The organism is Fusobacteriaceae bacterium (genome assembly GCA_031272775.1).
In the GTDB taxonomy this organism is placed as follows: domain Bacteria; phylum Fusobacteriota; class Fusobacteriia; order Fusobacteriales; family Fusobacteriaceae; genus JAISST01.
Genome location: JAISTB010000016.1, coordinates 22,214 through 47,540, shown reverse-complemented (window position 1 = coordinate 47,540; position 25,327 = coordinate 22,214). Strand labels below are relative to the sequence as shown.

Here is a 25,327-nt window from a genome sequence, read left to right as displayed (position 1 = left end):
GGAGGTTGGTATGAAAAAATTCATTTCTGCAATTCTGATGTCCGCGGCTCTCTTCCTTATTACGACGAGTCAAAAAGTAGAGGCAAAAGCGCTGAAATTCGCGCTGATCACGATGGACTCCATCGACTCCCACTGGATCACGCTCAATGAAGGCGCACAGGCCGCCGCCAAAGAACTGGGCGTTACCGTTGATTTCAAAAGCCCCAACACAAAAGACGACGCGCAGCAGATCGAGATGGTCAATAACGCCATCGCCAGCAAGTACGACGCGATTCTGATTGCGGCAAACGGTCCCGACGCCATTTCCGGCGCGCTGAAAGAAGCACAGGCCGCCGGCATCAAGATCATCTATGTGGACTCCCCGGCCAACGTGCCCGCCGAAGCCACATTTTCCACGAACAATAAAGCCGGCGGAAAAACCGCGGGCGAACTGCTGAGAAAGACCCTCGAAGGAAAAGGCGTGAAATCCGGAAAATTAGGGATTGTCAACGTAAACACCGCGACGCAGTCCACGGTGGATCGGGAAGCGGGATTCCGGGAAGCCTTCGCGGGCTCCGGTTTCACCATTCTTGAGACGCAGTATTCCGACGGCGACGCGGCGAAAGCCCAGGAAATTTCCCAGAACTACATTACGCAAGGCGTAGTGGGCATATTCGGCGCCAATGAAGGCTCCACGGCAGGCACGGGGAACGCCCTTAAAGCGGCCGGAAAATCCGATATTCTGGGAATAGGTTTTGACGTTTCCGACGCCATCAAGAGTCTCGTTTCCGACGGCTACCTGCTGGCTACAATGAAGCAGAATCCCGATGTCATGGGCGACAAAGCGGTTCGCGCGGCCGTAGATATTCTGAAGAACGGAAAGAACCTCGGCGGAGAAGTTGTGGATACCGGCGTTTCCGTATTGGACAAGAGCGGCGTCAAATAAGCGGATTCCGGAAGAATTCCGGGAATTGATCACGAAAAAAACCGGACCCGCCCCACCTTGGGGTTGGTTCGGTTTTTGATTTACAGCGCCACATCCAATATCATCATGACTACGAAGCCCAGCATGACCGAAAGGGTCCCCGCATGCGTGTGCTCTGTCAAATGCGCCTCGGGAATCAGTTCTTCCACGACGACGTAGAGCATGGCGCCCGCGGAAAACGAGAGCAACCACGGCATGACGGGACCGATGACTCCGGAGAGGGACGCCACCAGGATTCCGAAAAGGGGTTCCGTCACGCCCGACAGGCAACCGATCAGAAAGGCTTTCCAAGCCGTAAAGCCCTCTTTGCGCAAAGGCAGCGAAACAGCCGCCCCTTCCGGGAAATTCTGGATGCCGACGCCCAATGCCAAGGCGATGGCGGAGCTGTACAGCGACGCGTCTCCGCTGTGCTGCGCGGCCAGCGCGAATGAGAGTCCGACCGCCATCCCTTCGGGAATGTTGTGGATCGTTACGGCCGATACCAGGAGCGTCGTTCGCTTCATGGAGGACGAAGGCCCCTCCCGAGTATTGGTCGCCGGATGCAGATGGGGGATGATTCCGTCCAGGATCAAAAGAAAACCGACGCCCAAGAGAAAACCCAACGCCGCCGGGATAAAGCTGTATTTTCCCCAATTGGCGGATTCTTCTATGGCGGGGATCAAAAGGCCGAACACGGAAGCCGCGATCATAATCCCCGCGGCAAAGCCCAGGAAAATTGTCTGAATTCCGCGGTTGACCTCTTTTCGGAAGAAAAATACCACGGCGGAACCGAGACTGGTCATCAGAAAGATAAAACCGGTTCCCCCGAGGGTCCATAAAAAACTTTTCATGGTCTGCTCCATTTGCAATCTTTATACGCTTCAACCGGATTATACCGCATTATCGGCGGAATGTCCACATTTATTTGAGCGTCTTCGTTACAACTACGTCGCTTTCGAGCCCGAGAACGTTTTTGCAGGCGATGTCCCCGATCCGGACAGGGGCCTTGAGGCGGATTTTTTTGATTTCCTCCATCACGTCAAAAATCCTGTCCCGGGGAACGGGCGCCGACAATCGCACGCTCACAAGCGGCAGCTCACCGCCTTCGACTGAAACGGAAGAAGCAAAGGTCCGCATGGGATGGCGAATCTCGCTTTCCGCGTATTCCACACCTTTGGGGCAGCGGTTTCCCGTTACGGAAAGAATTTGCTCCCCTTGCGCGACAACTTCCAGGTCGCAGCCGTTGGGACACAGAATACAGCGGATCAATCTTGCGCCCGGTTTCGGGAAAAAACGCGGGGTCTCGGAACTTGCGGAATCCGGATTTGCCGGAATCAAACTTGCGCTCAGGGTCCCTTTCAGCCAAGCCGCCGCGGCCAGGGCGGTCTTTTCCCCGTCAAGGGAGACGTTATCGACCAAATCATGGACGTATCGCGCGTTTCCGGCGGCGAAGATTCCGGGAACGTTCGTCTGGTTGGCGCCGTCCACAAGGGCGCCTTTTGTCTTCTCGTCAAGAATAACGCCCGCCCCTGCGGAAAGCTCGTTTTCGGGGATAAGGCCCACCGAAAGAATCAGCGTATCGCAGGACACGAAACGTTCCGTTCCGGATATCGCTTGCAGGTCTTTATCGACGGCGGAAATCTTGACGCCATTGATCCGCCGGTCGCCGACGATTTCCGTCACCGTATGGCTGAGATAGAGCGGAATCCCGTAATCATCAAGACATTGGGCAATATTCCGCGGCAGGCCCGAGGGATGGGGCAGGATTTCATAGACGCCTTTGACCCGGGAACCTTCCAATGTCAGGCGTCTGGCCATGATGAGGCCCACGTCGCCCGAACCCAGGATCACGACGTCGTTTCCGAGTTTTGTATTGTACAAATTCATATAGGCCTGGGCGACGCCGGCGGTAAAGACGCCCGCCGGACGTTCCCCGGGAATGGCTAGCTGCCCCCGGGTACGCTCCCGGCAGCCCATGGTCAAAATGACGGCTTTCGTCTGAATCTTGACGAGGCCTTCCCGCCGGCTCACGAGGGTCAGTACCTTTTGCGGGCTGATGTCGGTTACGGCCGTATCGCAGCAATAAGGAATCACTCTCTTTTCAATCTCTTCGATAAAACGGCGGGCGTATTCGGGGCCCGACAAATTCTCCCCGAAACGGATCAACCCGAAGCCCTCATGGATGCACTGCCGGAGGATGCCCCCGAGGCTGTGCTCCCGCTCGATGATCAGGATATCGCGGACGCCCCGGTCCCAAAGCGTGAGAGCCGCCGCGAGGCCGGCCGCGCCGCCGCCAACGATTGCGACGTCAAGTGTTTTCATGGCCCGCCTCCTCCCGGATATCCCCGAAAAAGAGTCGGGAACCGGTCCTGTTGTGGAGGATCTCCGTCTTTCTGAGCCCCAGCTCCTCCTGCAACAGCTTCGCGATCCGCATCTGGCAATAGCCGCCCTGACAGCGGCCCATCATGGCCCGGGTCCGGACCTTGATCCCCGACAGGGTCGAAACGCCCAGGGGATTCCGGATAGCCCGCAGGATCTCGGCCTTGGTGACCTGCTCACAGCGGCAGATCAGTTCCCCGAAATCGGGATCGGCGGCAATCAAGGCCTGCCTTTCCCGCTCATCGGCCCTCTGAAAATGCGGAATGCCCTTTCGCACGGGGTTGAAGGCTTTGTTTTCGGGGAAAGATTCTCTTTCCCGGATCATTCCGGCCACATAGCGCCCGATTGGAATGGCCGAGGTCAGGCCCGGCGATTCCATCCCCACGAGGTTCACAGCCCGGGGCGCGAGTTCTTCCCGGATTTCGATCTTGAAATCTTGAATTTTCCCGTTTTCATCGACCCATTTGGGCAAAATCCCCGAGTAATTCCGGATGTAATCTTCTTTCCGGATATGGGGCCAGAGCCGGGACGCGCTTTCGGCCAGATAGTCCATATTTTCCCGCGGCACGCCGTAGTACGCGAAGTCCGTAACAAGCTCGGCGTTGGGGCCGACCGTCACATTGCCCGAAGTCGTATTGGTCACATGGATCCCCATGTAGGTATTGCTGGGAACCGGATAGACCGGCATGGGAAGCAGGGGGCCCGTCTTTTTGTCGAGGATCAGGTAGTCCCCTTTGGAGCCGATGACCCGATAGCCTTTGATGCCCAGCATATGGGAAATCACGCCGCAATTAAGCCCCGCGGCGTTGACGACCCAGCGGCAGCGGAAAACCTCGCTGCCCTTGCCGCCGGCGGGCGTTTCCCCCGGGCCCTCTGGTCTTGTCGTGATCTTGTAGCCGCCGGACTCCCTTTCGATGGCGCTCACTTCATGGTCAAAATAGTAGCGGACGCCGTTTTGACAGGCGTTTTCCGCGAGGGCTACCGTGAATTCAAAAGGATCGAGGATGCCGCTTGCGGGCGAAAACATCGCGAATTTCCCGACCACGGCGGGGACCAGCCGGTGAAGTTCGGCCTCATCGACGAGACGAAGGCCCCGGCTCCCGTTTTTTTCCCCTTGAATCATGGTCTTTTTCAGCTGCTCCATGTCCTCATCGGTATTCCCCACGAGGACCTTGCCGCAGCGCAAAAAGGCAAAGTCCAACTCCTTTGCCGCCGCGTCCATTTCCCGGTTGCCTTCCACACAAAACCGGGCCTTGAGAGAGCCCTCGTCATAGGCGAAGCCGCCGTGTACCACGGCGGAATTCCTGCCGCTGGTCTCATAGCAGACATCGAGATTTTTTTCGAGAACCGCGATTTTGACCTGATACCGGGCCAGTTCCCGGGCGACGGCGGAGCCGATGACCCCGCCGCCGATAATGATAATATCGTAATAATTGTCCATATGGCCTCACATTCGCGAGTGGATTGCCATCCACCCCTACGAAAGATATTTTTGCAATATGGCCCGTACGGCCCCGGGGCCCGCGATCAGTTCCGCAAAATATTCCTCCACGGTCTTCCCCAAACCCGCGTCGTAAAGATTGACCGCGAAGATTTTTTCGTCGGAAAGAATCGGCGCCAGTTCCCCGTGAAAATCCCTTTTGTCGCCCAGTTTGACGCTTGCCAGATGCGGCCGTACGGTCTCCAGAAGCGGGTCGGAAGAGAGCTCAAAGGGCTTCCCTTCGTCATCCAGAGCCAAAAGATAGCGCAACCAGCCCGCCAGCACCAGGGGGATCAACTTGAGATCCGTGATTTTGAGGCTGTCGCTCTTGAGATAAGATTTGATGGTCTCTCCAAAGCGGATCCCCAGCTTTTGCGACGTGTCCGTGGCGATCCGTTGCGGGGAATCGGGCATAAAGGGATTCACGACCCTTTTTTGCAGGACTTCGTCGATAAAGGCTCTGGGGGAAATGATGCCCGGATCGACCACAACCGGCAGACCTTCCCGGTAGCCGATGACTTCCACCAATTTTTTCAGATCCTCATCCCGCATTTCCTTCCAGATCAGCGTATAGCCCAAGAGGCAGCCGTAAATGGCCAGCGCCGTATGGAGCGGATTCAGACAGGTGCAGACCTTCATTTTCTCCACCTTGTCCACGGTTTCCCGATCCGTGAAGATCACGCCGCCTTTGTCCAGGGGGGGCCGCCCGTTGGGAAAGAGGTTTTCAATCACAAGATATTGCGCTTCCTCGGCGTTTACGAATGTGGAAATATACGTGTTTTTTGAGGTGATTTGCGTATCGATATCGTCAAAGCCTGATTCCGTCAGCATTTTCGCGACGCTGTCGTCGGGTCTCGGCGTGATTTTGTCGATCATGGACCAGGGAAAGGAAACCTGATCCGGCGAATTGATCCAGGTCAGAAAACCGGGTTCCGCGCTTCCCTTTTCCGTCCAATGCCGCGCGAAGGCTTCGATGGCCGCAAAGAGCCGGTCGCCGTTGTGGGAGCAGTTGTCCATGGAGACCATGGCCACGGGGAACTTCCCCGCGAGGTAGCGCTGATAGAGGAGCGCCGCCACTTTGCCGATATAGCTCCCCGGCGCTTCGGGTCCCGCCTCAAAGTCCGCCGCCACCGCCGACATATACGCCCCTTTGGCGTCCGTGAGGTTGTACCCCTTTTCCGTAATGGTAAAGCTCACCATTTGCAGCGTCGGCGCCGTGAAGACTTCTTTCAGAATCTTCCAGTCGGGGTGACCGGGATCGAGAACAAGAGCCCCGGCGATACTGGCCACAACGGTCTTTTCGATGGACCCGTCGGCCTTCAGCGTCACAAGGACCCCGAGGTTGTCGTGGGGCCGGTAAAGTTTTTCGACGATCTCGTAATCGAAGCCCTCCGCCGCGATGATTCCCGTGTCGGCAAGGCCCGCGTTCAGGATATTCTGCTGTACGTTGGCCGGAAAAGCCCGGAAAATATTCCCCGCGCCCAGATGGACCCAAGTCGGCCGCGACAGGGTCTTTTCATACACGGCGTCAAGATCGAACGACGGCAGGGCAAAACCCGCGTCAATCCACTGTTTTTTGTCATTAAGGGCCAAACGGTTCAGTTTCATGCTAAACTCCTTCTTCCATAAAAAATTGGGGATTTTCTTTATAAATCGCGAAAAAATAATTCTTGTAATAAGTCAGATGGGCCGAGTAAAATTTTTCAAAGTCGAAATCGGGCAGACCGCCCACGAGAATATACTCATAGATCATCAAGTGATCGTCATGCACGTGTTTGATCGTCGATTTCCTCAGCGCGAATTCCGCGTAGCGGATCCGGTCAAAATGCGAGCAGACGCTCTTGACCGAATTCCACAGCAGACCCCGGTTGGCGGCCATATAGGCCAGGCGGTGAAACTCGTCGTCGATGCCGATAAAGGCGTCAATATAGTTTTCAAAGCCGTTTATCGCGCCGCTTTGCTCGGTCTGCAGCTCATCCTGCATCTTTTGGATCAGGGTGGCCGTCCGGTCGAGGTTTTCCTCGATTTTTTTCGCGTACCCGTCGGTCAGCCTGTCTGTCAATTCGCGGTAAATGGCCTGTTCCACAATGTTCCGGAAAAATACGCCGTCCTTGACGTTCCGGATGCTGATCAGGGAAACCCGCGTGCCGCTCTGGGGAAAGACGTCGACGAGATATTCCGCTTTGAGCCGCGTCACGGCCTCGTGGACCGGAGTCCGGCTGACGCCTAAAAGTTCCGCGATTTCGTTTTCGTTGAGCACTTCCCCGGGCTTCAGCGTCATCACCAGGATGTTCCGTTTCAAGACACGATAGGCATAATCCCGGTTGGTTTCCCGTTCTTCCCTCGGCAGCAGTTTCAAGCTCTGTTTTTCCATATACGGCGTCCCGCTGCCCTAGAGAATCAGATTGGCAAAGCCGATGGTGATGGCGGGCACATAGGTGACGAGAAGCAGCACCGCGAAATTGCTGATCAGGAAGGGCACAAGCTCCTTGATGACCGGAGCGAGCTTGATTTCCCCGATATTGGCCGCGGCGAAGAGACAAACGCCGACGGGGGGCGTACAGAGCCCGATCACAAGGTTCAGGACGACCATAACGCCGAATTGCGTGGCATCCACGCCCACCTGGGTCGTGATGTTCAAGAGCACCGGGAAGAGGATCAGGATCGCCGCGATGGTTTCCATAAACATCCCTACGAAAACGAGGAAAATGTTGATCAAAAGGAGCAGGATGAATTTGTTCCGGGTCAGGGCGAGCATGCCGTCGGCGATCATCTGGGGGATGTGCTCCTTCGTGAGGATATAGGCAAATACGGAAGCGAAGCCCACAAGGCCCATGATGGCGGCCGAGGACACGGCCGTCTGCCGGAGGCACTGCAAAAGCCGCCTGGGATTCAGTTCCTTGTAGACAAAGGCCCCGACGAGCATGCCGTAAACCACGGCCAGGACCGAAGCCTCCGTCGGCGTAACGACGCCGAAAAGGATACTCGACAGGATGATCAGCGTCATCAGGATGGCCCAGAAGGAGTCTTTTCCGGTCTTCAGGATCTCCATCAGCGTCGCCCGGCGCTCGGCCTTGGGATAATTCCGCTTCTTGGAGACGACAACGGACACGACGATCATGCCGAGACCCATCAAAATGCCGGGAATGATGCCGGCCGCAAACAGTTTCGAGACCGAAAGGCTCGTCATGGTGGCCGCGATAATCATCGGCAGCGACGGCGGAATAATGGGTCCGATACAGGAGGACGAGCAGGTCACGGCGCAGGTGAAGTCCGTGTCATAGCCCTCTTTTTTCATGGCCGGGATCAGGACCCCGCCCACGCTGACCGTATCGGCCAGCGCCGTTCCGGAAATCCCCGCGAAGATCATGGACGCCACGACGTTGGCTATGGCAAGTCCGCCCGTAAAATGGCCCACGAGCTTGTTACAGAACGCGATGAGCCGCTCGGTGATCCCGCCGAAATTCATCAGATTGCCCGCGAGAACGAAACCCGGAATACAAAGGAGCGTGAAGGAATCGAGCCCCGCGAAAAAGCGCTGGGAATACATTTGAAGCGGCATGCCGGCCCCAATGAAATAAAGCAAGGACGAGACGCCGAGACTGAAGGCCACCGGCACCCCGAGAGCCAGACAAACCAAAAAGCTGATAAACAACAAGGCTACCATTTTTTCTCCTCCTCCTTCCGCACGAATACCAGGGCGATCTCAAACAGATAACTGATCGCCAAAAGCGCAAACAAAACGATCATGGAAACATAGACATATTTCATGTTGATTTGCATGGCCGTGGATACCATCCGGAAGTTGATCAGCGCGAATTTGAGGACGGAATTTTTCAATAAAAAGGCGCTCAGGCTGAAGAGGCCCACATAGATCAGGACCTCCAAAATCTTGTTGACGATCTTCGGAAAATAGACCGTCAGCATGTCGACGCCCACGAATTCCTTTGTGTGGACGGCGACGCTGGCCCCGAAAGCGACCATATAGATAAAGAAATAGCGGGCGATCTCTTCGGTCCAGGCCGGAGATTTCGGCAAAAATGTCCGGCTCGTGACCTGGATCATGACGCTCACGATAAAGCCCGCCAGGAAAAAGACGGCGATGGTGGACATCAGGGCGTTCTTGGCCGCGATGAAGCGCTCGAGGCCGCTTTTGCCCGGACCCTTTCCCGTATCGTCGCCCGAAAGTTCTTCGACTTTTTCTTCGTAATTTTTTTCCCATTCTGTGTTCAGGTTTTCTGCCACGCTTGCCTCCTTTCGTTTGTCAGGGAGCGAATAGGGCGAAAGCCAACATCCATCCGTCGGATGCTGGCTTTCCCCACACACGCGTATTTTTTTGTTATTCGGCGGCTACGATTTTCTCATAGAGCGCTTTCTGTTTCGGTGTCAGGACTTTCAGCACGCCTTCGACGGCTTTGTCGCGGAAGGGTTTCTGATCGACGGTTACGAATTCCATGCCCTTGCCTTCCAATTCGGCTTTGAGCTGGGCTTCTTCGGCCAGGAACAATTCATGCTCGTAGGTCTGCATTTCTTTTCCGGCTTCGAGAACGATCGCCTGCAGGTCCTTGGGCAGCGACTGGAATTTGTCCTCTCCGATGGCGATGTAGACCCAGGCCCGCAGATGTTCCGTAACATCCACGTATTTCTGCACTTCATAGAAGGCGCCGGTCTTGATCATGGCCAAGGGATTTTCCTGTCCGTCGATAACGCCCTGCTGCAGGGAGGTGAATACTTCTCCGAAGGCCATGGGGGTGGGTTTGGCGCCCATTGCCTCAAAGGCCGCCACGGTCATGGGAGACGCGGGCGTCCGGATAATGAAGCCCTTCAGATCATCGGGGGTCTTGATGGGTTTCTTCGACGTGATGTTCCGGGGCCCTCTGACGAAGGCGCCGATTACGCGCAAGCCCGAACTCAGCATCAGATCTTCAAATTCTTTGCCCACGGGGCCGTTCAGCACTTTTTCCATATGGGCGTCGCTCGTGATCGCGTAGGGCATTCCGATGATCCCCAATTCTTCAGCGAATGTTTGCATGGACTCGCCGGTAAAGACGATATCCGCGCCGCCGCCGGTCAGGATGGACTGAATGACGTCCAGTTCCGAACCCAGCTGATTGTTCGGATAGATCGTCACTTTGATTTTGCCGCCCGATTTGGCTTCCACGACTTCTTTGAACTTGAGGGAAGCCTTGTGCCACGTATGATCTTCGGCCACAATATGCCCGATCACAAGGTCAATGGGTTTGCCTGAGGCGAAAACCATGCTTGCCGTGGCCAACATCGCCACGATAAGCGCCATAAAAACAACACCGATTCTTTTCATGTCTTACCTCCTGAACTAAAATATCAGTTTTTCCTTGAACCGCCAAATGAAATTCCCTTTTCGGGGTCATATGACTGTTCCAAATAAAACGATTTCATATTTAAATTGTACCTTACGATTCATTATCTGTCAATAGTTTTTTCGAAAATAGTTGAATTTTTGCTTTTTTGAAGGCTTTTCTCCCGAAAGCGGAGAATTCTTGAAATTATTGCCGAAGGGCCTCTTGCTTATTGGGGAAAAATGTGGTATCTTTGTATTAACTGATATATTACGTGAATACAGGTTTTGCGTAAGTACGTGTTTTTTTCCGGAGATGACGCTTTTTTTCCATAAATCAAGGAGGAAATGATGAAAGCCATACGGGTATTGAGCCCCAATATGATCAAAATCGAAGAAGATCCCATGCCCCGGATCGAAAAAGCCGACGAGGTCCTGATCAAGGTCAAAGCCGCCGGGATTTGCGGCTCCGACGTCAGCATTTACCGGGGGACGTCTCCTGTCGCCACTTACCCCCGGGTCATCGGCCATGAATTTGCCGGCGAGGTCGTGGAAACCGGCGCCGCCGTAACACGCGTCAAGGCCGGCGATCACGTGTCGGTCAACCCCGTCTGCAACTGCGGCGTGTGCAAGGTCTGCCTGATCGGCCGCGGCAATGTCTGCGCGAATCTCAAAGTCCTGGGCGTCCACGCCGACGGCGGCTTTAGGGAATATGTGACGGTCCCCGAAAAAAACGTCTTTCCGGTCGCGGCCGACATGCCCTGGCAGCTGGCTTCCTGTATCGAGCCCTATACGGTGGCGGCCCAGGTCGTCTCCCGGGGCGGGGTAGCCGCAGGAGATACGGTCCTCATTTGCGGCAGCGGCCAGATCGCGCTGACGATCCTGCAAGTCTGTCATATTCTGGGGGCAAAATGTATCATGACCGACATCATCGACGACAGGCTGACGAGAGCGAATGAATTCGGCGCGGCCCATGTGCTGAATTCAAAAAACGAGGACACCGTCGCCTTTGTCAAGAGCCTCACGGACGGCCTCGGCTGCGATGTGGCCATAGACGCCGCCTGCGTGGGCGTATCGCTCAAGGAAGCGGCGCTGTCGGTCCGGCCCGCGGGTACCGTGGTCACCATGGGTTTCCACGACAGCCAGGCCCAGATCACGGAATTTACGATCACGAGCCGGGAGCTGGATATCCGCGGCACCCGCCTCAACAACAACAAATTTCCCCAGGTCATTCAGTGGTTTGAGGAGGGAAAACTGGATCCGACGCGGATCATCACGCATCATTTCAAGTTTACGGATATCGAGGGGGCCCTCGATCAACTGAAAAACGATCCGGAAAATACAATGAAAATTATTTTGGATTTTTGACAGGAGGATAACAATATGAAAATGACATTCCGTTGGTACGGGGAAAAAAGCGACCCCGTTTCCTTGCAGCAAATCAGGCAGATCCCGGGTTGTTCGGGACTCATGGGTTTCCTCGATCAGTACGCCGCCGGGGTCGTATGGCCCAAAGAAGTCATCGCCCCTTATGTGCAGCAGGTCCATGACGCGGGCCTCGAAGTCGAGGTCATCGAGTCCGTCAATGTCCACGAGGACATCAAGATGGGCGTCCCCGCAAGAGACAAGTGGATCGCCAACTATGTGGAGACCATAGAAAATCTTGCCGCCTACGGCGTCAAGGTCATCGTGTACAATTTTATGCCGGTATTCGACTGGCTCCGGACGGACCTCGCCCGGGTCATTGAGGACGGCTCCAACGTCCTTTATTACGATGACGCGGAGCTTCAAGGGATGACGCCCCTTGATCTTGTGGAAAACACCATGAAGAATTCCAAAGGCTTCTCGCTGCCGGGCTGGGAACCCGAGCGGCTCAAGGAATTGGAGCGGGTCCTTTCCGTCTACAAGGACATCTCCCCCGAAAAACTCCTCGAAAACTACAAATATTTCCTCGAGGGGATCATCCCCACCTGTGAAAAACTGGGCGTCCGCATGGCCGTCCACCCCGACGACCCCGCCTGGCCCATTTTCGGTCTGCCGCGGATCGCCCACAAGGCCGAGCATTTCGACAAGATCATTTCTCTTGTGGACAGTCCGGCCAACGCCCTCTGTCTGTGCACGGGCTCTCTGGGCTCCAACCCCGAAAACGACCTGCCGTCCATTATCCGGCATTTCGGCGAAAAGAAGCGCATCGCCTGCGGCCATGTCCGGAACGTCAAATTCCTCGGCCCGAAAAAATTCCGGGAAGCCTCCCATCTTTCAGCCGAAGGCAGTCTCGACATGTACGAGATCATGAAAGCCTTTTATGATACGGGCTTTGACGGCTATATCCGCCCCGACCACGGGCGCATGATCTGGGGAGAAGCGGGACGCCCCGGCTACGGGCTTTACGACAGGGCCCTGGGCCTCACCTATCTCAACGGCTTGTGGGAAGCCATTGAGAAGAACGATAAGCGCGGCAAAAAATAAGCGGCAAACGGGCGGCGGATGAATTTTTCGCGATCAACGGAAAACTTGCCCAATATATGAAAGAAGGGAAATTATAAAAAAAGCTTGACAAAGGGGCTTGTTTCGCATAAAATGTACCTGTTGAGAAAAAAATGTCATTTTTGTGCGCTTCCTTAGCTCAGTCGGTAGAGCATGCGGCTGTTAACCGCAGTGTCGCAAGTTCGAGTCTTGCAGGAAGCGCCATTTTTATTTGTCCGTCAGCGCGCAGCGGATGAAGAGCGCCCCCGCCGCGTTTCCCGCGGAGGCCGCAACGATGGCGTAAAGCGCCCGCAGGCCCCAGGCGCCGCCGCAGGAAATATAAAACATATTGGCCACGCTGTGATCAAAACCGCTGAGGATAAAGACCATGACGCCCATAAAGACGGCCGCCATCCCCGCGATGATGTGACTGTCCCGGTATTTTTTGAACGTATTGACCGCCAAATGCATGAGAATTCCGCAGAAAAAGGCCGAAGCGAGGATCGAAAGGGTTCCCGCCCGCAATTTTCCGGCAGCTATGGCCCGGGCGCTTTCCACAAGGGTCTTTTTGCCGGCAAATCTGAGCAAGATGGCCGCAAGTCCCGTTCCCAGCAGATTTCCGACCCAGACCCGGCCGATAAAGCCCGCGCTCTCCCGGCGGGCCGCAAAGTCGAAATAGCCGACTTTTCCCGTATAGAGGTTCAGCCCGTAGACGCAGATCATCAACAGGCCGATGGAAAATAAAAAAGCGCCCATGTAGCGGTTGTCGCAGGAAAGGTACACAATGCCCCCCATGCCGATCAGAAATCCCGCGTAAAGTCCCTTGACCAGATCCTTCAGTTTTGTATTCATCGCTCACGACCTTTCGTTTTTTCATGGATTTTGTAAAGCCGACCGGCGGCTCCAATTCATTATAGCACAAAATCCGGGCGCTGGCAAGACGTGCGACACTGACTTTTCCCTGACTTTCAAACCCGTATGGACTTTTTTCGCTTGAAATGGTATAATGGTACAAAAGAGCCCCGAGGGGCGGAAAAGGGAGAGAGAAGCATGGACATTCCAAGGCATGTGGCCATCATTATGGACGGCAACGGCAGATGGGCAAAAAAAAGAGGCCTCCCGAGGACACTGGGCCACAAGGAGGGCGTCCATTCCCTGAGGCGGACAGTGGAGCACGCGGGAAAACTGGGAATCAAAATCCTCACGGTCTACGCCTTTTCCACGGAAAACTGGAAACGGAGCAAAGAGGAAGTGGGGACGCTGATGCGACTCTTCAAGCGCTATCTGAAGCAGGAAGAGAAAAACCTCATGGAGAAAAACGTCCGCTTCATGGTTTCCGGCCGCAAGGAAGGCGTCAGCGAAGACCTGAAGGCGGCCATCGCCCGTCTGGAACAAGTGACGGCGGAAAATTCAGGGCTTGTCTTGAACGTGGCCTTCAACTACGGCGGGCGGGCGGAAATCCTTGACGCCGCCAACCGGCTTCTCGCCTCGGGCAAAAAAGAAATTACGGAAGAGGACTTTGCCGGAGCGCTCTACAACAGGCTACCTGACCCGGAGCTCCTGATCCGGACCAGCGGGGAATACCGGATCTCCAATTTTCTGCTCTGGCAGATCGCCTATGCGGAAATCCACATTTGTGAAACCCTTTGGCCCGATTTCGGGGAAAAAGACCTCGACGCGGCCATCGCTGACTACAACACGAGAGAAAGACGTTTCGGAGGGATATAGACATGTTGAGTAGAATACTGGTGGCCGTGGCGGGCATCCCGCTTTTGATCCTGCTGTACGCCAGTGGCGGGATCTGGCATTATTTCCTCGTTTTTGTCGTTTCGGCCATGGGCCTCTACGAGTATTACACGATGGCCCAAGGCGACGGCCGCAACCCTTACAAATACCCGGGGATCGTCCTGTCCCTGCTTCTGCTTTCGTTTAAATATTTCGGCGGCCCGCGCTACAGCGGCGACGCCTTTGTGGCGGCCTTCGTACTGATTTCGCTGTTGACGCTGCTGCGCGGGGATCTGGTCAATGTCAACCAGGACTTCGGCGTGACGCTGACGGGCATCCTGTACATCTATCTTTTTTCCTTTGTGTTCAATATCGCCGCCCTGCCCCGGGGCAATTCCTGGCTTGTCCTCACCCAGATCGCCGTCTGGGTCTGCGATTCTTTCGCCTTTTTCACGGGCGCTACGCTGGGGCGGAAATTTTTCAAAGAGGGACTGACGGAAATCAGCCCGAAAAAATCCAAGGAAGGCGCCATCGGCGGCGTCCTCTTTACGGTCCTGTGCGTCTTGATTCTCGCGGAAACGGGTCTCTTTCCCGGGGCCGACATGGGGCTTACGGACGGGGCCGGGCAACTGCGCTACGGCTTTGTGATCGGCTACGCCCTCGTTGCCGCCTTGGCCTGCGAGATCGGCGACCTTGTTGAATCCATCATCAAACGGGGCTTTCACGCGAAGGATTCCGGCGCGCTCCTCTTGGGACACGGCGGATTTCTGGACCGCTTTGACAGCCTGATCTTTGTCCTGCCAGTCATATCGCTGTTTTTGCGGCTCTTTGCCTGAGGATTGGGGGGAAAATGAATTTAGCGGAGGTTGTTTCTTGAAAAAAGTATTGATCCTCGGCGCCACCGGCAGTATCGGAACAAGCGCCCTTGAGGTCATCCGGAACCAAAAAGAACATTTTTGCGCGGCGGGCCTGAGCGCCATGCGCAACATCGATCTGCTTGCGCGGCAATTGGCGGAATTTGAGCCGCCTTACGCCGCCGTTCCCGCTCCCGAAGACTGCGCGAAACTGCGGGAAGCCTTTCCCCGGGTTCGTTTTTTTTGCGGTCCCGACGCGCTGGCCCGCCTTGCCGCGGAAGCGGACTATGATATTCTGCTGACGGCCGTGTCGGGCGCAGTCGGCATAGACGCCACGATTGCCGGCATCCGCAGGGGAAAACGGATCGCCCTTGCCAACAAGGAAACCATGGTGGCGGCGGGAGAATACATCGACGCCCTCATGGCCTCCTGTCCGGGCGCGGAAATCATCCCCGTGGACAGTGAACACTCGGCCGTCTTTCAGAGCCTCGCGGGCGGAAAAGCCGCCGAGGTGAAACGGATTCTCCTGACGGCCAGCGGCGGGACCTTCCGCGGAAAAACCCGGGCGGAGCTTCAAGACGTCACGATCGAGAAGGCTCTGACCCACCCGACCTGGGTCATGGGAAAAAAGATCACGGTGGATTCCTCAACCCTCGTCAACAAAGGCCTGGAGGTCATCGAAGCTCACTGGCTCTTTCACGTCCCCTACGAAAATATCCGCGTCCTCGTCCATCCCCAGAGCATCGTCCATTCGATGGTGGAATTCCGGGACGCCTGCGTGATCGCCCAGTTGGGCAACCACGATATGAAGCTCCCGATCCAGTACGCGCTGACCTGGCCCGATCGTCTGGAAAACCCGATTTTTGAACCCCTGGATTTGATCAAAACCGGGGCCCTGACCTTTGAGGAACCCGACCGCGAGACCTTTCGGGGGCTGGATCTGGCCTACGCCGCAGGAAAATGCGGCAAAACCATGCCGGCGGTTTTGAACGCCGCCAACGAGGCGGCTGTCGCCCTTTTCCTGCAAAAGAAAATCGCCTTTCTCACGATCTACGACATTCTCGAAGGCGCCATGAACCGCCATACGCCTGTGGAAATCAATGACATCGCGGTTATCCATGAGGCCGACGAAGAAACGAGGAACTGGGTGTATCAGACCTATGGAAAATAAATCCTTTATTGATCTGCATTGTCATCTGGACGGGTCCCTTTCTCCCGAAACCGTGAGAGAACTCCTGCCGCCCGAAGAATTGCCGGCCGATGACGCCGGGCTTTTGGCTTTGTTGCAGGTCTCGCCCCGATGCCGGGACCTCACGGAATACCTCGAAAAATTCGCGCTGCCCCTGAAGGGGCTGCAAACCGCGGAAAATCTAAAACTCGCGGCTTACCGGCTCATCGCCGACGCCTCCAGGGATGACCTGCGTTATCTCGAAATCCGCTTCGCGCCCGCGCTTTCAACCGATGCGGGGCTCGATTGCGCCGAAGTCATCGACGCCGTGTTGTCCGGCGTCAGAGAGGGCGAAAGGGCCTTCGGGCTTCCCGCCAACCTCATTGTTTGCGCCATGCGCCATCATTCTTTCGAAAAAAACGCCGCCATGCTTCAAGCCGCCCGCGATTTCCTCGGAAAAGGCGTCGTCGCCCTCGATCTCGCCGGTGATGAAAACCGCTACCCCACAGCCATGCATGCGGAACTTTTTCTCCGGGCAAAGGCCATGGGCTTTCCCTTTACGATCCATTCCGGAGAGCAGGGGAGCGTGGAAAATGTCGCCCTTGCCTTGGACTTGGGGGCAAAGCGCCTGGGGCACGGCATCGCGCTGCGGAAGGCGCCGGCCCTGATGGAAAAAGCGAAAGAAATGCGCGCGGGGATCGAGATGTGCCCCACGAGCAACCTCCAAACGAAGGCCGTGGCAAGTTTCGACGACTACCCCATGGGAGAATTCCTGAGACGGGGGCTCCTTGTTACGGTCAATACCGACAACCGGACCGTCAGCGGAACGACATCGGCCCGGGAGACGGCCATTGCCCTAAAACTTTGCGGCGGAACCTTTCCGGACCTTGCCGACGCGCTCTTCAAAAATGCCGTCGCGGTTTCCTTTGCCGACGACAGCCTGAAAAACCGCCTGCTCCGGGAAGCCGGGTTTTGCTGAGCAGGGCGCTCCAAAAATCCGGAAAATAGCGTTCAGAAAAAGGAGCCTTGCTTCTCGCAACGCTCCTTTACGGGCTCTCTGCTCTATAACTCTACCAGGTAAGTAAACTAAATCGATTGCTCCACTTTATTCACAAAGTCAAGGATCTCCACCTTGACGCGGATTTCCTTTTCTTTGGCGACGGCCTGCTGCGTCAGATTTTCCGTGCGGGCGGTCGTTTCTTTTTCGTCGATGTTCTTGATGCTCTGATGTTCCCCGATATCGGCGGGGATCTCGCCGGATCCGTAAGCGACGAGCTTGCCGTCCCGATCCAGTTGGACCTGTTCGGCTTCCTCAACTTTGCCGGCGGCGTCCGAAAGGAGAATCTTCGCGGGCGTTTCCGCCTCAGAGGCTTTTTCGGCGGCGATTGCGCCGGCCGTATCCTTTTCGGCTTCTTCTTTATTCTTTACCGCGATATTGCGCGTGGCGGGATCATACTCGGGAATGGCCATGTGCATTTCCTTGGGGGCCTTGGTCTTTTTGTCCGCTACGCCTTCTTTGGCGGGCTTTTTCTGCTTTGCCCGGACGCCGGCCGTCTTCCGCTCGAATTCGATGACTTCCAACTCCAGTTTTTTGATTTTTTTCTCGAGACTGCCGGCCGAATAAATTCGTGACTGAAAGAGTAAAGAAGCCAGCGCCAGCAAAATCAAACAAATCTTTTGTCTATTACCGCCATTTCCGGTCGTTGTTGACATAACATCCTCCAAAGATTTATCCCGCTGTTGTTGACATCATGATATTAAACCAATTATATCATAAAAACCGCGTTTTGAAAACAATTATTTTTTTATTTTTCCCAGTTCCGTCTCGCTTTCCTCAATCTCTTCCAAATAACTTAGTATTTCATTGTCGAGGACGGCGATTTCTTCTTGCAGGGCGAGAAGCCCGTCCAGGTCATTGGCGATCCCCGCCTGCCGGTACAGGTTTTCTTTTTGGGCTTTTTTGGCCTCGGCGCGGTTGATTTTCTCCTCCGCTTTTTGGATTTTCCGCTCGAGGGCGGAACGGTAACTGTTCAGTTTCTTCCGGTCCTCATAGGAGGTGATCCGTTTTTCCTTCTCCTCATCGTCGGCTTTTTCCGCGCGCCGTTTCCGGTAAGCGTCGTAATCTCCGTGAAAGAGCGTCGCTCCCTCGCTGTGGATCTCGTAAATTTCCCTGACGACGGAATCGAGAAAATTCCGGTCATGGGAGACGAGGAGCAGCGTCCCTTCATAGTCTTCGAGGGCTTCGATGAGGATCTCCCGGGAATAGAGATCCAGATGGTTTGTGGGTTCGTCAAAGATCAGGAAATTGGGCTTTCTCAGCATGATCTTCATGAGGGCGACCCGGGCCTTTTCCCCGCCGCTCAGGGTCCCGATAACTTTTTCCACGGCGTCTCCGCTGAATAAAAATCCGCCCGCTATGGTTCTTGCCGCCTCGTCGCTCAGATCAAAGCCGTAGCGCAGCTCATCCAGTATGGTCGCCCGCTCGTCTAAGTTTTGCTGCGTCTGGTCATAGTAGCCGATCGTGACTTTTTCCCCGATCACAAAATCCCCGGAGGAGGCTTTTTTCACGCCGTTGATGATTTTCAGAAGCGTCGATTTCCCGACGCCGTTTTTCCCGATAATGCCGACCCTGTCGCCGCGCCAGAGGTCCAGATTGATGTGCTGAAACAGCGTCTTTCCGTCAAAAGATTTGGAGAGATTCCGTATCCTCAGCACGAGGTCCGCGCTGGGCCGGTCGATCTCGAAGCGCAGTTTGAGCTTGCGGGGAGTGAATACGGGATTTTCCATTTTTTCCATGCGGTTCAGGAGTTTTTCGCGGCCCCGGGCCTGGCGGGACTTGACCCCGGCTTTATAACGGCGGATAAATTCTTCCATTTTCCGGATTTTTTCCTGCTCCTTGTCCCAGGCCTTGACGGCCCCCGAGATCCAGGCCTCCTTCTGGATCACAAAATCCGTATAATTGCCGCGGTATTCGCGGATCGTCTTTTGTTCCAGCTCAAGGATCTTGTTGCAGACATTGTCCAAAAAATAGACGTCATGGGAAACGAGCAGCAGCGCCTTTCCGTAGTCCCGAAGGAAGCGCTCCAGCCATTCGATGGCGACGAGATCCAGATGGTTCGTGGGCTCGTCGAGGATCAGCAGGTCGGGCTCGTCCAAAAGGACGCGGGCAAGCGCCGTTCGCGACTTCTCCCCGCCCGAGAGCGCGCCGATTTCGCTCTGCCAGAGCGCTTCTTCGATCCCCAGGCCGTTCAACACCTGCCGGACCTTGTATTCGACGTTATAGCCCTGGTTGGCCTCATAGCGGGAACTGATTTCGCCCAATTTTTCCATGGTTTCATCGAAATCCCCGATTCCTTCGGCCAGCATGACGTTCAGTTCCTGTATGGTCTTGAAATCTTCCCGAACCGCCGCGAAGGCCTCCATCAGGTAGCCGAAAATCGTCTGCCGGGGATCGAGTTCCGGATTCTGGGACAGGTACCCGAGCCGCAGATCCTTGCTTTGCGCGATGGTCCCTCTTTTGACCGTCGCGGGGTCAATTTCGTCCTCCCTTTCCCCGAGGAGAATTTGCAGCAGCGTCGTCTTCCCCGCGCCGTTTATCCCGATAAGACCGATTTTATCGTTTTCGTTTATGGAAAATCCGACATTTTGGAAGAGCGTCTCCCCCGAAAAGCCCATATAAAGATTATTTACGAGAAAATATGCCATGAATGCCCCTTTTCACGCCTTCTTTTGAAGCAATACGACCGCGTAAGCCTTGACGCCCGACCCGTCCCCCGTAAAGCCCATTTTTTCTTCGGTGGTGGCCTTTACACTGACGCGATCTACGGGTATATTGAGGCAGGCGGCCAGCGCCTCCCGCATGGCTTCGATGTGAGGCCTGATTTTTGGCCTTTGCAGTACGATCGTGCAATCGAGGTTGACGATGTCGTAGCCTTTCCCCGCCACGAGATCCATGGTCTTTTTGAGGAGAATCCGGCTGTCAATGCCGGCCCAGGCGGCGTCGGTATCCGGAAAATGGGCGCCGATATCCCCGAGGGCCAGCGCCCCCATGAAAGCGTCCACAATGGCGTGGATGGCCACGTCGCCGTCGGAGTGGGCGATTTCTCCTTTTTCCCAGGGGACATGGATCCCGCAGAGCGTCAATTTTCGCCCTTCTCCCAATTGGTGCACATCATAGCCGTTTCCGATCCGATACATGCCTTCTCCTTTCCGTGAATCCTTGTTCGATGTTTTCTTTCTCTTCCACTATAACACAAATCGGGAAAACTTTCAAAAAATTTTCATCTTTTCTGAAATTTTGCTTTATTTTTATCTATTTTGCTTCACCTTCTATGAACTTAGCCGTTCTTTTTAGGAAAATGCCTAAATTTCGTACAATGTTTAAATAGTTACAAAAATAAAAAAAGAGCCCAGCATGTAAAAAAGAGAGCCGCAGCTCTCTTTTTTCATTTTTTATTTTCATCACAAAACTTCTGTGCCGCTTCGCTCAATTCACGCACACTCATACCCTCAAACAGACTTCTATGCCAAATGGTATAGTCAAAGGGCTCTTTGAGCAGAAGATAGATAAATCTTTCAGCATCAACCATTCCGAACTTATCGATCAAGCATTTCATAGCTTCTATCTTTAGCACAGTATCAGTCATTTCAGCTTTCATAGTAATCCTCCCTTCCTTCCACAAATTCGATTGGCGAGACGATTTTGATTGGCTTTGGTCATCATACGGTCTGTTAAAGCAACAATTATCAAGATATAGTTTCATTCTCGGAATATCTCCATATGGTTATACTGTTTACAGTCATTATACTAATTTTTCGAGATTTTGTAAACAATATATTGAAAATTCTCCTGCCAATTTTTTGCATTCTGATTTGTTGCGATTGTTTTATCTCTGCAGATGCTCCGACCCTCAAAATAGGGGGTATCTTTTATTTTTTGTTTGCGAATTCCGCGCCATGTGATATAATGGAGTTGAATGGAGAAAAATAAATGAATCTGACGGAAAAAATCAAAGAAACCATATATTCGGTCATTCCGATCATGGGCATCGTCCTCGTCCTGGGCGTGACGATCACGCCTCTGGGAAACGCTCTGCTGCTGCAATTTTTAGTCGGCGGCGCCCTTTTGATCCTGGGCCTGTCCCTTTTCCTTTTGGGGGCCGACCTCTGTATCCGCCCCATGGGGGAATTGATCGGGACGATCCTCACGAGAAAGCGCAACCTGAAATTCCTTTTGGCCCTGTCCTTTTTGACGGGGGTCCTCGTCACCGTAGCCGAGCCCGACGTGATTGTCCTGGCCGACCAGCTGGTGAGCTTCAACAAAGCCGTTGTCAAGAGCGCGTTAATCCTTGCCATCGCCGTGGGCGTGGGCGCTTTCATGGTGATCGGCCTTTTACGGACCGTGCTCGGGAAATCCTACAAGGCGCTTCTTTTCATCCTCTACGCGGGGCTTTTGACTTTGGCCTTCCTGACCCCGGCCGATTTTCTATCGGTGGGTTTCGACGCGGGCGGCGCGACCACGGGCCCCATGACGGTTCCCTTCATTATCGCGGTGGGCGTCGGCGTGGCTTCGGTCCGCAAGGGCAGGGAAAATGAGGACAGCTTCGGCCTTACGGGCATTTGCTCTGTGGGTCCCGTGGCGGCGGTTCTTTCGTACGGCCTCATCCTGACGAAAAAAACGGGCGGGGCGATTTCCGCCGGGGAAACCGTCGCGGAAACGATCGCGGCCTCGGGCGGCTTTTCCTACTTGTGGGGCCTCGTTCCGGAGATCTGCCGGGAGGTGGCCGTGGCGCTTTTGCCGCTGACCGTACTCTTCGTGATCTTTCAGTTGTTTCTGGTCAAAATGCCGCCGGTAAGGCTCCGGCGTTTGATTTTCGGCGGGATCTACGCCTTTTTGGGCCTGATCCTCTTTTTTACGGGGGTAAAGGGGGGCTTCGTTCCGGCCGGACATCGGCTCGGCATGCTGCTGGGCGGTCTTGCCCGGGAAAATCCCATGTTCGCGATCCTGATCATTGCGCTGGGGGCCGTCCTCGGCGCTGTGGTGGTGGCGGCGGAACCTGCCATTTGGGTTTTGACCGATGAGGTCGAGACCGTATCGGGCGGCGCCATCAAGCGAAAAGTGCTGTTGATCACGCTTTCCGCGGGGGTCGCGGTCGCCGTGGCGCTCTCCATGACCCGGGTGCTCTTCGGCGGGGATCTGCTGCGGGGTTTTCTCGTACCGGGCTACGCCGTCGCCCTGACGCTGACGCTGTTCTGCCCGAAGCTCTTTGTGGCCGTGGCCTTTGACTCGGGCGGCGTCGCCACGGGTCCCATGACGACGACTTTCATACTCGCGCTGACGCTGGGCGTTTCCGTAGCCATGGGCGGAAACCCCGTCGTGGACGGATTCGGCATTATCGCCCTGGTGGCGCTGATTCCGCTGATCGCGATCCAGGTCCTGGGGCTTTTGTACCGGGGCAAATACAGGGAGGAATAATGGGATTGACCTTGCTTTTGACCGTAGTGGGATACAATCAGGGGGATCGCCTGATGAAGGCGGCCCGTTACGCCGGGACCGGCGGCGGCACCGTCATCATGGGGCGGGGCCCGTCGGGAAACCGCGTGTTGGATTTTCTGGCGCTGGGCGACGAAGGCAGGGAAGTCCTGTGGATCGTGGCCGGAGAGGAGGAATTGCGGCGCATCCGCTTCGCGATTGCGGACGCGGCCTCGGAGGACAAAAAGACCAGGGGATGGTTTATCGAGCTTGACGTCAATCGCTTTATCAGAATGAGAGACGCGGAAACAGGAGGCAACGAAGTGCAGACAAAGGAAAAGGGAGAAGCGACGCATGAACTGCTGGCGGTCATCATGAATGACGGCTATGCCGAGGACGCCATGGAAGCGGTCCGCAAGAAGGGCGCGCCCGGGGGGACGATCATCAAGGCCCACGGCACTGCGAAAGAAGGAGACGCGCTCTTTTTCGGCGTCGAAATTATTCCCGAAAAGGAGATGCTTTTGATCCTCTGCGAAAAAACGCAGACGAAAGAAATTATCGATACGCTGCAGAACCTGCCTTTTTTGCGGGAACAGGGCATGGGCATCGCCTTTACCATGGACGCCAAAAACTACACGACCTTCGGCGCGAAAAAATAAAATATATTATTTTAGTATATTTTCAATAAGAAGGGAGCGCAACAGTAAAAACGGGCCGCCGCGCAAGGCGACAGCCCGTTTTTTTCTTTTTATCTCGCCACGCCGTACACGAGGTTCGGCAGCCACAGGATCAGGCGCGGGAAGCAGATCACGACGCCAAGCGTCGCGAAGATCGCCACGAAGAGCGGTACGGCGTAGCGCGTCGTCTCCTGCACCGAGCAATCCATAATCGTGGAGCAGGTGTAGAGCGCGACCCCCACCGGCGGCGTCGAGCACCCCATGGTCACCGTGGTCATCATGATGATGCCGAAATGCACAGGATCAATTCCGTACTGCTTGATGACCGGCAGCAGGATCGGCGTCACGATCAGCGTGATGACCGTCGTTTCCATAAACATGCCGAAGATCGTGAGCATGAGGATAATGCTCAGCAAGAGGACATATTTGTTGTTGGTCAGCGCCACGAGTACCTGGGTGATGTCCCGGGGCAGCTGGTCATAGACGACGCCGTAACTGAATACGCCCGAAAAGGCCAGAATCATCGTTGTCACCGAAATATCCTTGACGCTGTCGATGACGCAGGCCTTGAGCTTTTCCCAGGTCAGTTCCCGATAGATGAAAAGCCCGACGACCAGCGCGTAAAATACCGCGAAGGCCCCCGATTCCGACGGCGTCATGACGCCGCCCCGGATCAGGACGATCAGGATAATCGGAAAAAGCAAGGCCCAGATACTGTCCCAGCACGCCTTCAGAATGACCGACAGCGGATAGGGTTTGTCGTGGTCCGGCTTGTAACCATAACGGCGCGCGGACCAGGCTGTTGCGATCATCATAAAGCCGCACATGATAAAGCCCGGGATAAAGCCCGCCACAAAGAGTCTTCCGATGGACACTTCCCCGACGGTTCCGTAGAGGATAAGCCCCATGGAGGGCGGAATGGTGGCTACGATAAGCCCCGTCAGGCAGTTGACGGCGGCGGCCCAGCCGGGCGCGTATCCCCGTTTGATCATTTCTGGGCCCAGTATCCGGCATTCCATGGCGGCGTCCGCCACGGCGCTGCCGGACACGCCGCCCATCAGCGTCGAGAGCACAACGGAAACCTGCCCGATGGAGCCGTACATATGCCCGGTCAGCACATTGGCCAGCTTCACGAGCCGGTTCGTGATCCCCGTATGATTCATCAAATTTCCCGCCAGGATAAACATGGGAATCGAGAGCATCGTGAAGGACTGGGTCGTCGAAAGCGATTTTTGCACGAGGATCGTCCAGGGGATGCCGCCCCGGATCAGGAAAAACGTGAATCCGGAGATCCCGATGGCGAAGGCGACCGGCATGCCGAAGAAAAGAAATACCATAAAAATACCGACGGCGTAGATCACGGTTGCTCACCTCCCCATTTTTCGGCCGGTCTTTTGATGTCCCGGATAAAAATGCCCAACATCGTGGTGAACAGCAGCGTCGACCCCACGGGTACGGAAAGCGTGCACCAGGCATAGCTTAAATTCAGCGTGTTGAACATGCGGGTCCAACTCTTGGAGACCAGGACAAAGCCGTAATAGATGAGAACGAGCAAAAAAACCAGCATACCCGCCCCGAATACGAGGGCGAGCGTCTTCTGCACGCTTTTGGGGAGCGATTTTGTGATCATGTCGATCCGGATCAGACTGCCGGTCTTGGCCACAATGTCCGCTCCGAGGAACGTCAGCCAGGCAAAGGCGAGAAGAGCGAAATCCTGCGCCCAGTTCAGCGGCCTGCCCACCGTCCGCGCGACGGCCGACCCGAACACGAGGACCGCGATCAGCCCCAACAGCGTGCACGCCACCAGTTGTTCCGCCTTCAGGCAGAGCCTCGCAAGTTTGTTCAT

General features: G+C 55.3%; 24 protein-coding genes and 1 tRNA gene. 10 read left to right on the top strand and 15 right to left on the bottom strand.

The features are described 5' to 3' along the window. Positions 1–10: 10 nt before the first annotated feature. Positions 11–925 (top strand): substrate-binding domain-containing protein, encoded by a 915-nt coding sequence (locus tag LBQ97_04750; protein MDR1832027.1) that lies wholly within the window; start codon positions 11–13, stop codon positions 923–925. A gap of 80 nt (positions 926–1,005) precedes the next feature. On the opposite strand, the gene LBQ97_04745 is transcribed toward LBQ97_04750, so the two are convergent. From LBQ97_04745 to LBQ97_04710, 8 genes are all read right to left on the bottom strand, one after another. Next, a complete protein-coding gene (locus LBQ97_04745; protein MDR1832026.1) occupies positions 1,006–1,794 on the bottom strand; it encodes a ZIP family metal transporter in 789 nt (262 codons plus the stop codon). 70 nt (positions 1,795–1,864) lie between these two features. Then, positions 1,865–3,265: an FAD-dependent oxidoreductase gene (locus LBQ97_04740; protein ID MDR1832025.1), complete on the bottom strand. Its 1,401-nt coding sequence runs from the start codon at positions 3,263–3,265 to the stop codon at positions 1,865–1,867. Then, positions 3,252–4,763 carry an NAD(P)/FAD-dependent oxidoreductase gene (locus LBQ97_04735; GenBank protein ID MDR1832024.1) on the bottom strand — a complete coding sequence of 504 codons (1,512 nt, stop codon included), beginning with the start codon at positions 4,761–4,763 and terminating at the stop codon, positions 3,252–3,254. The genes LBQ97_04740 and LBQ97_04735 overlap by 14 nt, the downstream gene beginning before the upstream one ends. A 36-nt stretch (positions 4,764–4,799) precedes the next feature. Then, positions 4,800–6,410 (bottom strand): mannitol dehydrogenase family protein, encoded by a 1,611-nt coding sequence (locus LBQ97_04730; protein MDR1832023.1) that lies wholly within the window; start codon positions 6,408–6,410, stop codon positions 4,800–4,802. 1 nt (position 6,411) lies between these two features. Continuing rightward, on the bottom strand, positions 6,412–7,176 hold the full coding sequence (locus LBQ97_04725) for a GntR family transcriptional regulator (protein MDR1832022.1): 765 nt from the start codon (positions 7,174–7,176) through the stop codon (positions 6,412–6,414). 18 nt (positions 7,177–7,194) lie between these two features. Further along, positions 7,195–8,469 carry a TRAP transporter large permease gene (locus LBQ97_04720; protein MDR1832021.1) on the bottom strand — a complete coding sequence of 425 codons (1,275 nt, stop codon included), beginning with the start codon at positions 8,467–8,469 and terminating at the stop codon, positions 7,195–7,197. Next, positions 8,463–9,047 (bottom strand): TRAP transporter small permease, encoded by a 585-nt coding sequence (locus tag LBQ97_04715; protein ID MDR1832020.1) that lies wholly within the window; start codon positions 9,045–9,047, stop codon positions 8,463–8,465. Before LBQ97_04715 ends, LBQ97_04720 begins: the two co-directional genes overlap by 7 nt. 94 nt (positions 9,048–9,141) lie before the next feature. After that, a complete protein-coding gene (locus LBQ97_04710) occupies positions 9,142–10,122 on the bottom strand; it encodes a TRAP transporter substrate-binding protein (protein MDR1832019.1) in 981 nt (326 codons plus the stop codon). Positions 10,123–10,470: 348 nt separating this feature from the next. On the opposite strand from LBQ97_04710, the gene LBQ97_04705 reads away from it, so the two are divergent. From LBQ97_04705 to LBQ97_04695, 3 genes are all read left to right on the top strand, one after another. Beyond that, complete coding sequence (locus tag LBQ97_04705; GenBank protein ID MDR1832018.1) at positions 10,471–11,487, top strand: zinc-binding alcohol dehydrogenase family protein; 1,017 nt, start codon at positions 10,471–10,473, stop codon at positions 11,485–11,487. A gap of 15 nt (positions 11,488–11,502) precedes the next feature. Then, positions 11,503–12,588, top strand: a complete 1,086-nt coding sequence (gene uxuA / locus LBQ97_04700) for a mannonate dehydratase (GenBank protein MDR1832017.1) — start codon at positions 11,503–11,505, stop codon at positions 12,586–12,588. Between the two features lie 146 nt (positions 12,589–12,734). Then, positions 12,735–12,810 (top strand) — tRNA-Asn (locus tag LBQ97_04695). 3 nt (positions 12,811–12,813) lie between these two features. Here the strand turns inward: LBQ97_04695 and LBQ97_04690 are convergent. After that, complete coding sequence (locus tag LBQ97_04690) at positions 12,814–13,437, bottom strand: formate/nitrite transporter family protein (protein ID MDR1832016.1); 624 nt, start codon at positions 13,435–13,437, stop codon at positions 12,814–12,816. 198 nt (positions 13,438–13,635) lie between these two features. Here LBQ97_04690 and uppS point away from each other — a divergent pair, with 198 nt between their 5' ends. From uppS to add, 4 genes are read left to right on the top strand one after another with little or no spacing between them, the layout of a single operon-like run. Further along, positions 13,636–14,313 carry a di-trans,poly-cis-decaprenylcistransferase gene (gene uppS / locus LBQ97_04685; protein ID MDR1832015.1) on the top strand — a complete coding sequence of 226 codons (678 nt, stop codon included), beginning with the start codon at positions 13,636–13,638 and terminating at the stop codon, positions 14,311–14,313. Positions 14,314–14,315: 2 nt separating this feature from the next. Next, positions 14,316–15,146: a phosphatidate cytidylyltransferase gene (locus LBQ97_04680; protein ID MDR1832014.1), complete on the top strand. Its 831-nt coding sequence runs from the start codon at positions 14,316–14,318 to the stop codon at positions 15,144–15,146. Between the two features lie 37 nt (positions 15,147–15,183). Then, the gene (gene dxr / locus LBQ97_04675; GenBank protein MDR1832013.1) at positions 15,184–16,335 is read left to right on the top strand and encodes a 1-deoxy-D-xylulose-5-phosphate reductoisomerase; all 1,152 of its coding nucleotides are present in this window, start codon (positions 15,184–15,186) and stop codon (positions 16,333–16,335) included. Then, positions 16,325–17,311 carry an adenosine deaminase gene (gene add / locus LBQ97_04670; protein MDR1832012.1) on the top strand — a complete coding sequence of 329 codons (987 nt, stop codon included), beginning with the start codon at positions 16,325–16,327 and terminating at the stop codon, positions 17,309–17,311. The genes dxr and add overlap by 11 nt, the downstream gene beginning before the upstream one ends. 107 nt (positions 17,312–17,418) lie before the next feature. Here add and LBQ97_04665 read toward each other — a convergent pair whose 3' ends face one another. The 4 genes from LBQ97_04665 to LBQ97_04650 all read right to left on the bottom strand — a co-directional run bounded on the left by LBQ97_04665 (position 17,419) and on the right by LBQ97_04650 (position 20,990). Further along, positions 17,419–18,045, bottom strand: coding sequence for a hypothetical protein (locus tag LBQ97_04665; GenBank protein MDR1832011.1), 627 nt, complete (start codon positions 18,043–18,045; stop codon positions 17,419–17,421). Positions 18,046–18,129: 84 nt separating this feature from the next. Then, entirely contained in the window at positions 18,130–20,037 is a 1,908-nt protein-coding gene (locus LBQ97_04660; protein MDR1832010.1) for an ATP-binding cassette domain-containing protein, read from the bottom strand. Positions 20,038–20,049: 12 nt separating this feature from the next. Beyond that, positions 20,050–20,529: a 2-C-methyl-D-erythritol 2,4-cyclodiphosphate synthase gene (gene ispF, locus LBQ97_04655; GenBank protein MDR1832009.1), complete on the bottom strand. Its 480-nt coding sequence runs from the start codon at positions 20,527–20,529 to the stop codon at positions 20,050–20,052. Positions 20,530–20,777: 248 nt separating this feature from the next. Then, the gene (locus LBQ97_04650; protein ID MDR1832008.1) at positions 20,778–20,990 is read right to left on the bottom strand and encodes a hypothetical protein; all 213 of its coding nucleotides are present in this window, start codon (positions 20,988–20,990) and stop codon (positions 20,778–20,780) included. Between the two features lie 332 nt (positions 20,991–21,322). On the opposite strand from LBQ97_04650, the gene LBQ97_04645 reads away from it, so the two are divergent. Further along, positions 21,323–22,807 carry a DUF1538 domain-containing protein gene (locus tag LBQ97_04645; GenBank protein ID MDR1832007.1) on the top strand — a complete coding sequence of 495 codons (1,485 nt, stop codon included), beginning with the start codon at positions 21,323–21,325 and terminating at the stop codon, positions 22,805–22,807. Beyond that, a complete protein-coding gene (locus LBQ97_04640; GenBank protein ID MDR1832006.1) occupies positions 22,807–23,463 on the top strand; it encodes a hypothetical protein in 657 nt (218 codons plus the stop codon). Before LBQ97_04645 ends, LBQ97_04640 begins: the two co-directional genes overlap by 1 nt. Positions 23,464–23,552: 89 nt before the next feature. Here the strand turns inward: LBQ97_04640 and LBQ97_04635 are convergent, their stop codons facing one another. After that, positions 23,553–24,842, bottom strand: a complete 1,290-nt coding sequence (locus LBQ97_04635; protein MDR1832005.1) for a TRAP transporter large permease — start codon at positions 24,840–24,842, stop codon at positions 23,553–23,555. After that, positions 24,839–25,327 (bottom strand): TRAP transporter small permease, encoded by a 489-nt coding sequence (locus LBQ97_04630; GenBank protein MDR1832004.1) that lies wholly within the window; start codon positions 25,325–25,327, stop codon positions 24,839–24,841. The genes LBQ97_04635 and LBQ97_04630 overlap by 4 nt, the downstream gene beginning before the upstream one ends.

Coding starts and splice junctions, on each gene's coding strand:
- LBQ97_04750 (MDR1832027.1), top strand. CDS start 11: ATGAAAAAATTCATTTCTGCAATTCTGATGTCCGCGGCTCTCTTCCTT.
- LBQ97_04745 (MDR1832026.1), bottom strand. CDS start 1,794: ATGAAAAGTTTTTTATGGACCCTCGGGGGAACCGGTTTTATCTTTCTG.
- LBQ97_04740 (MDR1832025.1), bottom strand. CDS start 3,265: ATGAAAACACTTGACGTCGCAATCGTTGGCGGCGGCGCGGCCGGCCTC.
- LBQ97_04735 (MDR1832024.1), bottom strand. CDS start 4,763: ATGGACAATTATTACGATATTATCATTATCGGCGGCGGGGTCATCGGC.
- LBQ97_04730 (MDR1832023.1), bottom strand. CDS start 6,410: ATGAAACTGAACCGTTTGGCCCTTAATGACAAAAAACAGTGGATTGAC.
- LBQ97_04725 (MDR1832022.1), bottom strand. CDS start 7,176: ATGGAAAAACAGAGCTTGAAACTGCTGCCGAGGGAAGAACGGGAAACC.
- LBQ97_04720 (MDR1832021.1), bottom strand. CDS start 8,469: ATGGTAGCCTTGTTGTTTATCAGCTTTTTGGTTTGTCTGGCTCTCGGG.
- LBQ97_04710 (MDR1832019.1), bottom strand. CDS start 10,122: ATGAAAAGAATCGGTGTTGTTTTTATGGCGCTTATCGTGGCGATGTTG.
- LBQ97_04705 (MDR1832018.1), top strand. CDS start 10,471: ATGAAAGCCATACGGGTATTGAGCCCCAATATGATCAAAATCGAAGAA.
- uxuA (MDR1832017.1), top strand. CDS start 11,503: ATGAAAATGACATTCCGTTGGTACGGGGAAAAAAGCGACCCCGTTTCC.
- LBQ97_04690 (MDR1832016.1), bottom strand. CDS start 13,437: ATGAATACAAAACTGAAGGATCTGGTCAAGGGACTTTACGCGGGATTT.
- uppS (MDR1832015.1), top strand. CDS start 13,636: ATGGACATTCCAAGGCATGTGGCCATCATTATGGACGGCAACGGCAGA.
- LBQ97_04680 (MDR1832014.1), top strand. CDS start 14,316: ATGTTGAGTAGAATACTGGTGGCCGTGGCGGGCATCCCGCTTTTGATC.
- add (MDR1832012.1), top strand. CDS start 16,325: ATGGAAAATAAATCCTTTATTGATCTGCATTGTCATCTGGACGGGTCC.
- LBQ97_04665 (MDR1832011.1), bottom strand. CDS start 18,045: ATGTCAACAACGACCGGAAATGGCGGTAATAGACAAAAGATTTGTTTG.
- LBQ97_04660 (MDR1832010.1), bottom strand. CDS start 20,037: ATGGCATATTTTCTCGTAAATAATCTTTATATGGGCTTTTCGGGGGAG.
- ispF (MDR1832009.1), bottom strand. CDS start 20,529: ATGTATCGGATCGGAAACGGCTATGATGTGCACCAATTGGGAGAAGGG.
- LBQ97_04650 (MDR1832008.1), bottom strand. CDS start 20,990: ATGAAAGCTGAAATGACTGATACTGTGCTAAAGATAGAAGCTATGAAA.
- LBQ97_04645 (MDR1832007.1), top strand. CDS start 21,323: ATGAATCTGACGGAAAAAATCAAAGAAACCATATATTCGGTCATTCCG.
- LBQ97_04640 (MDR1832006.1), top strand. CDS start 22,807: ATGGGATTGACCTTGCTTTTGACCGTAGTGGGATACAATCAGGGGGAT.
- LBQ97_04630 (MDR1832004.1), bottom strand. CDS start 25,327: ATGAACAAACTTGCGAGGCTCTGCCTGAAGGCGGAACAACTGGTGGCG.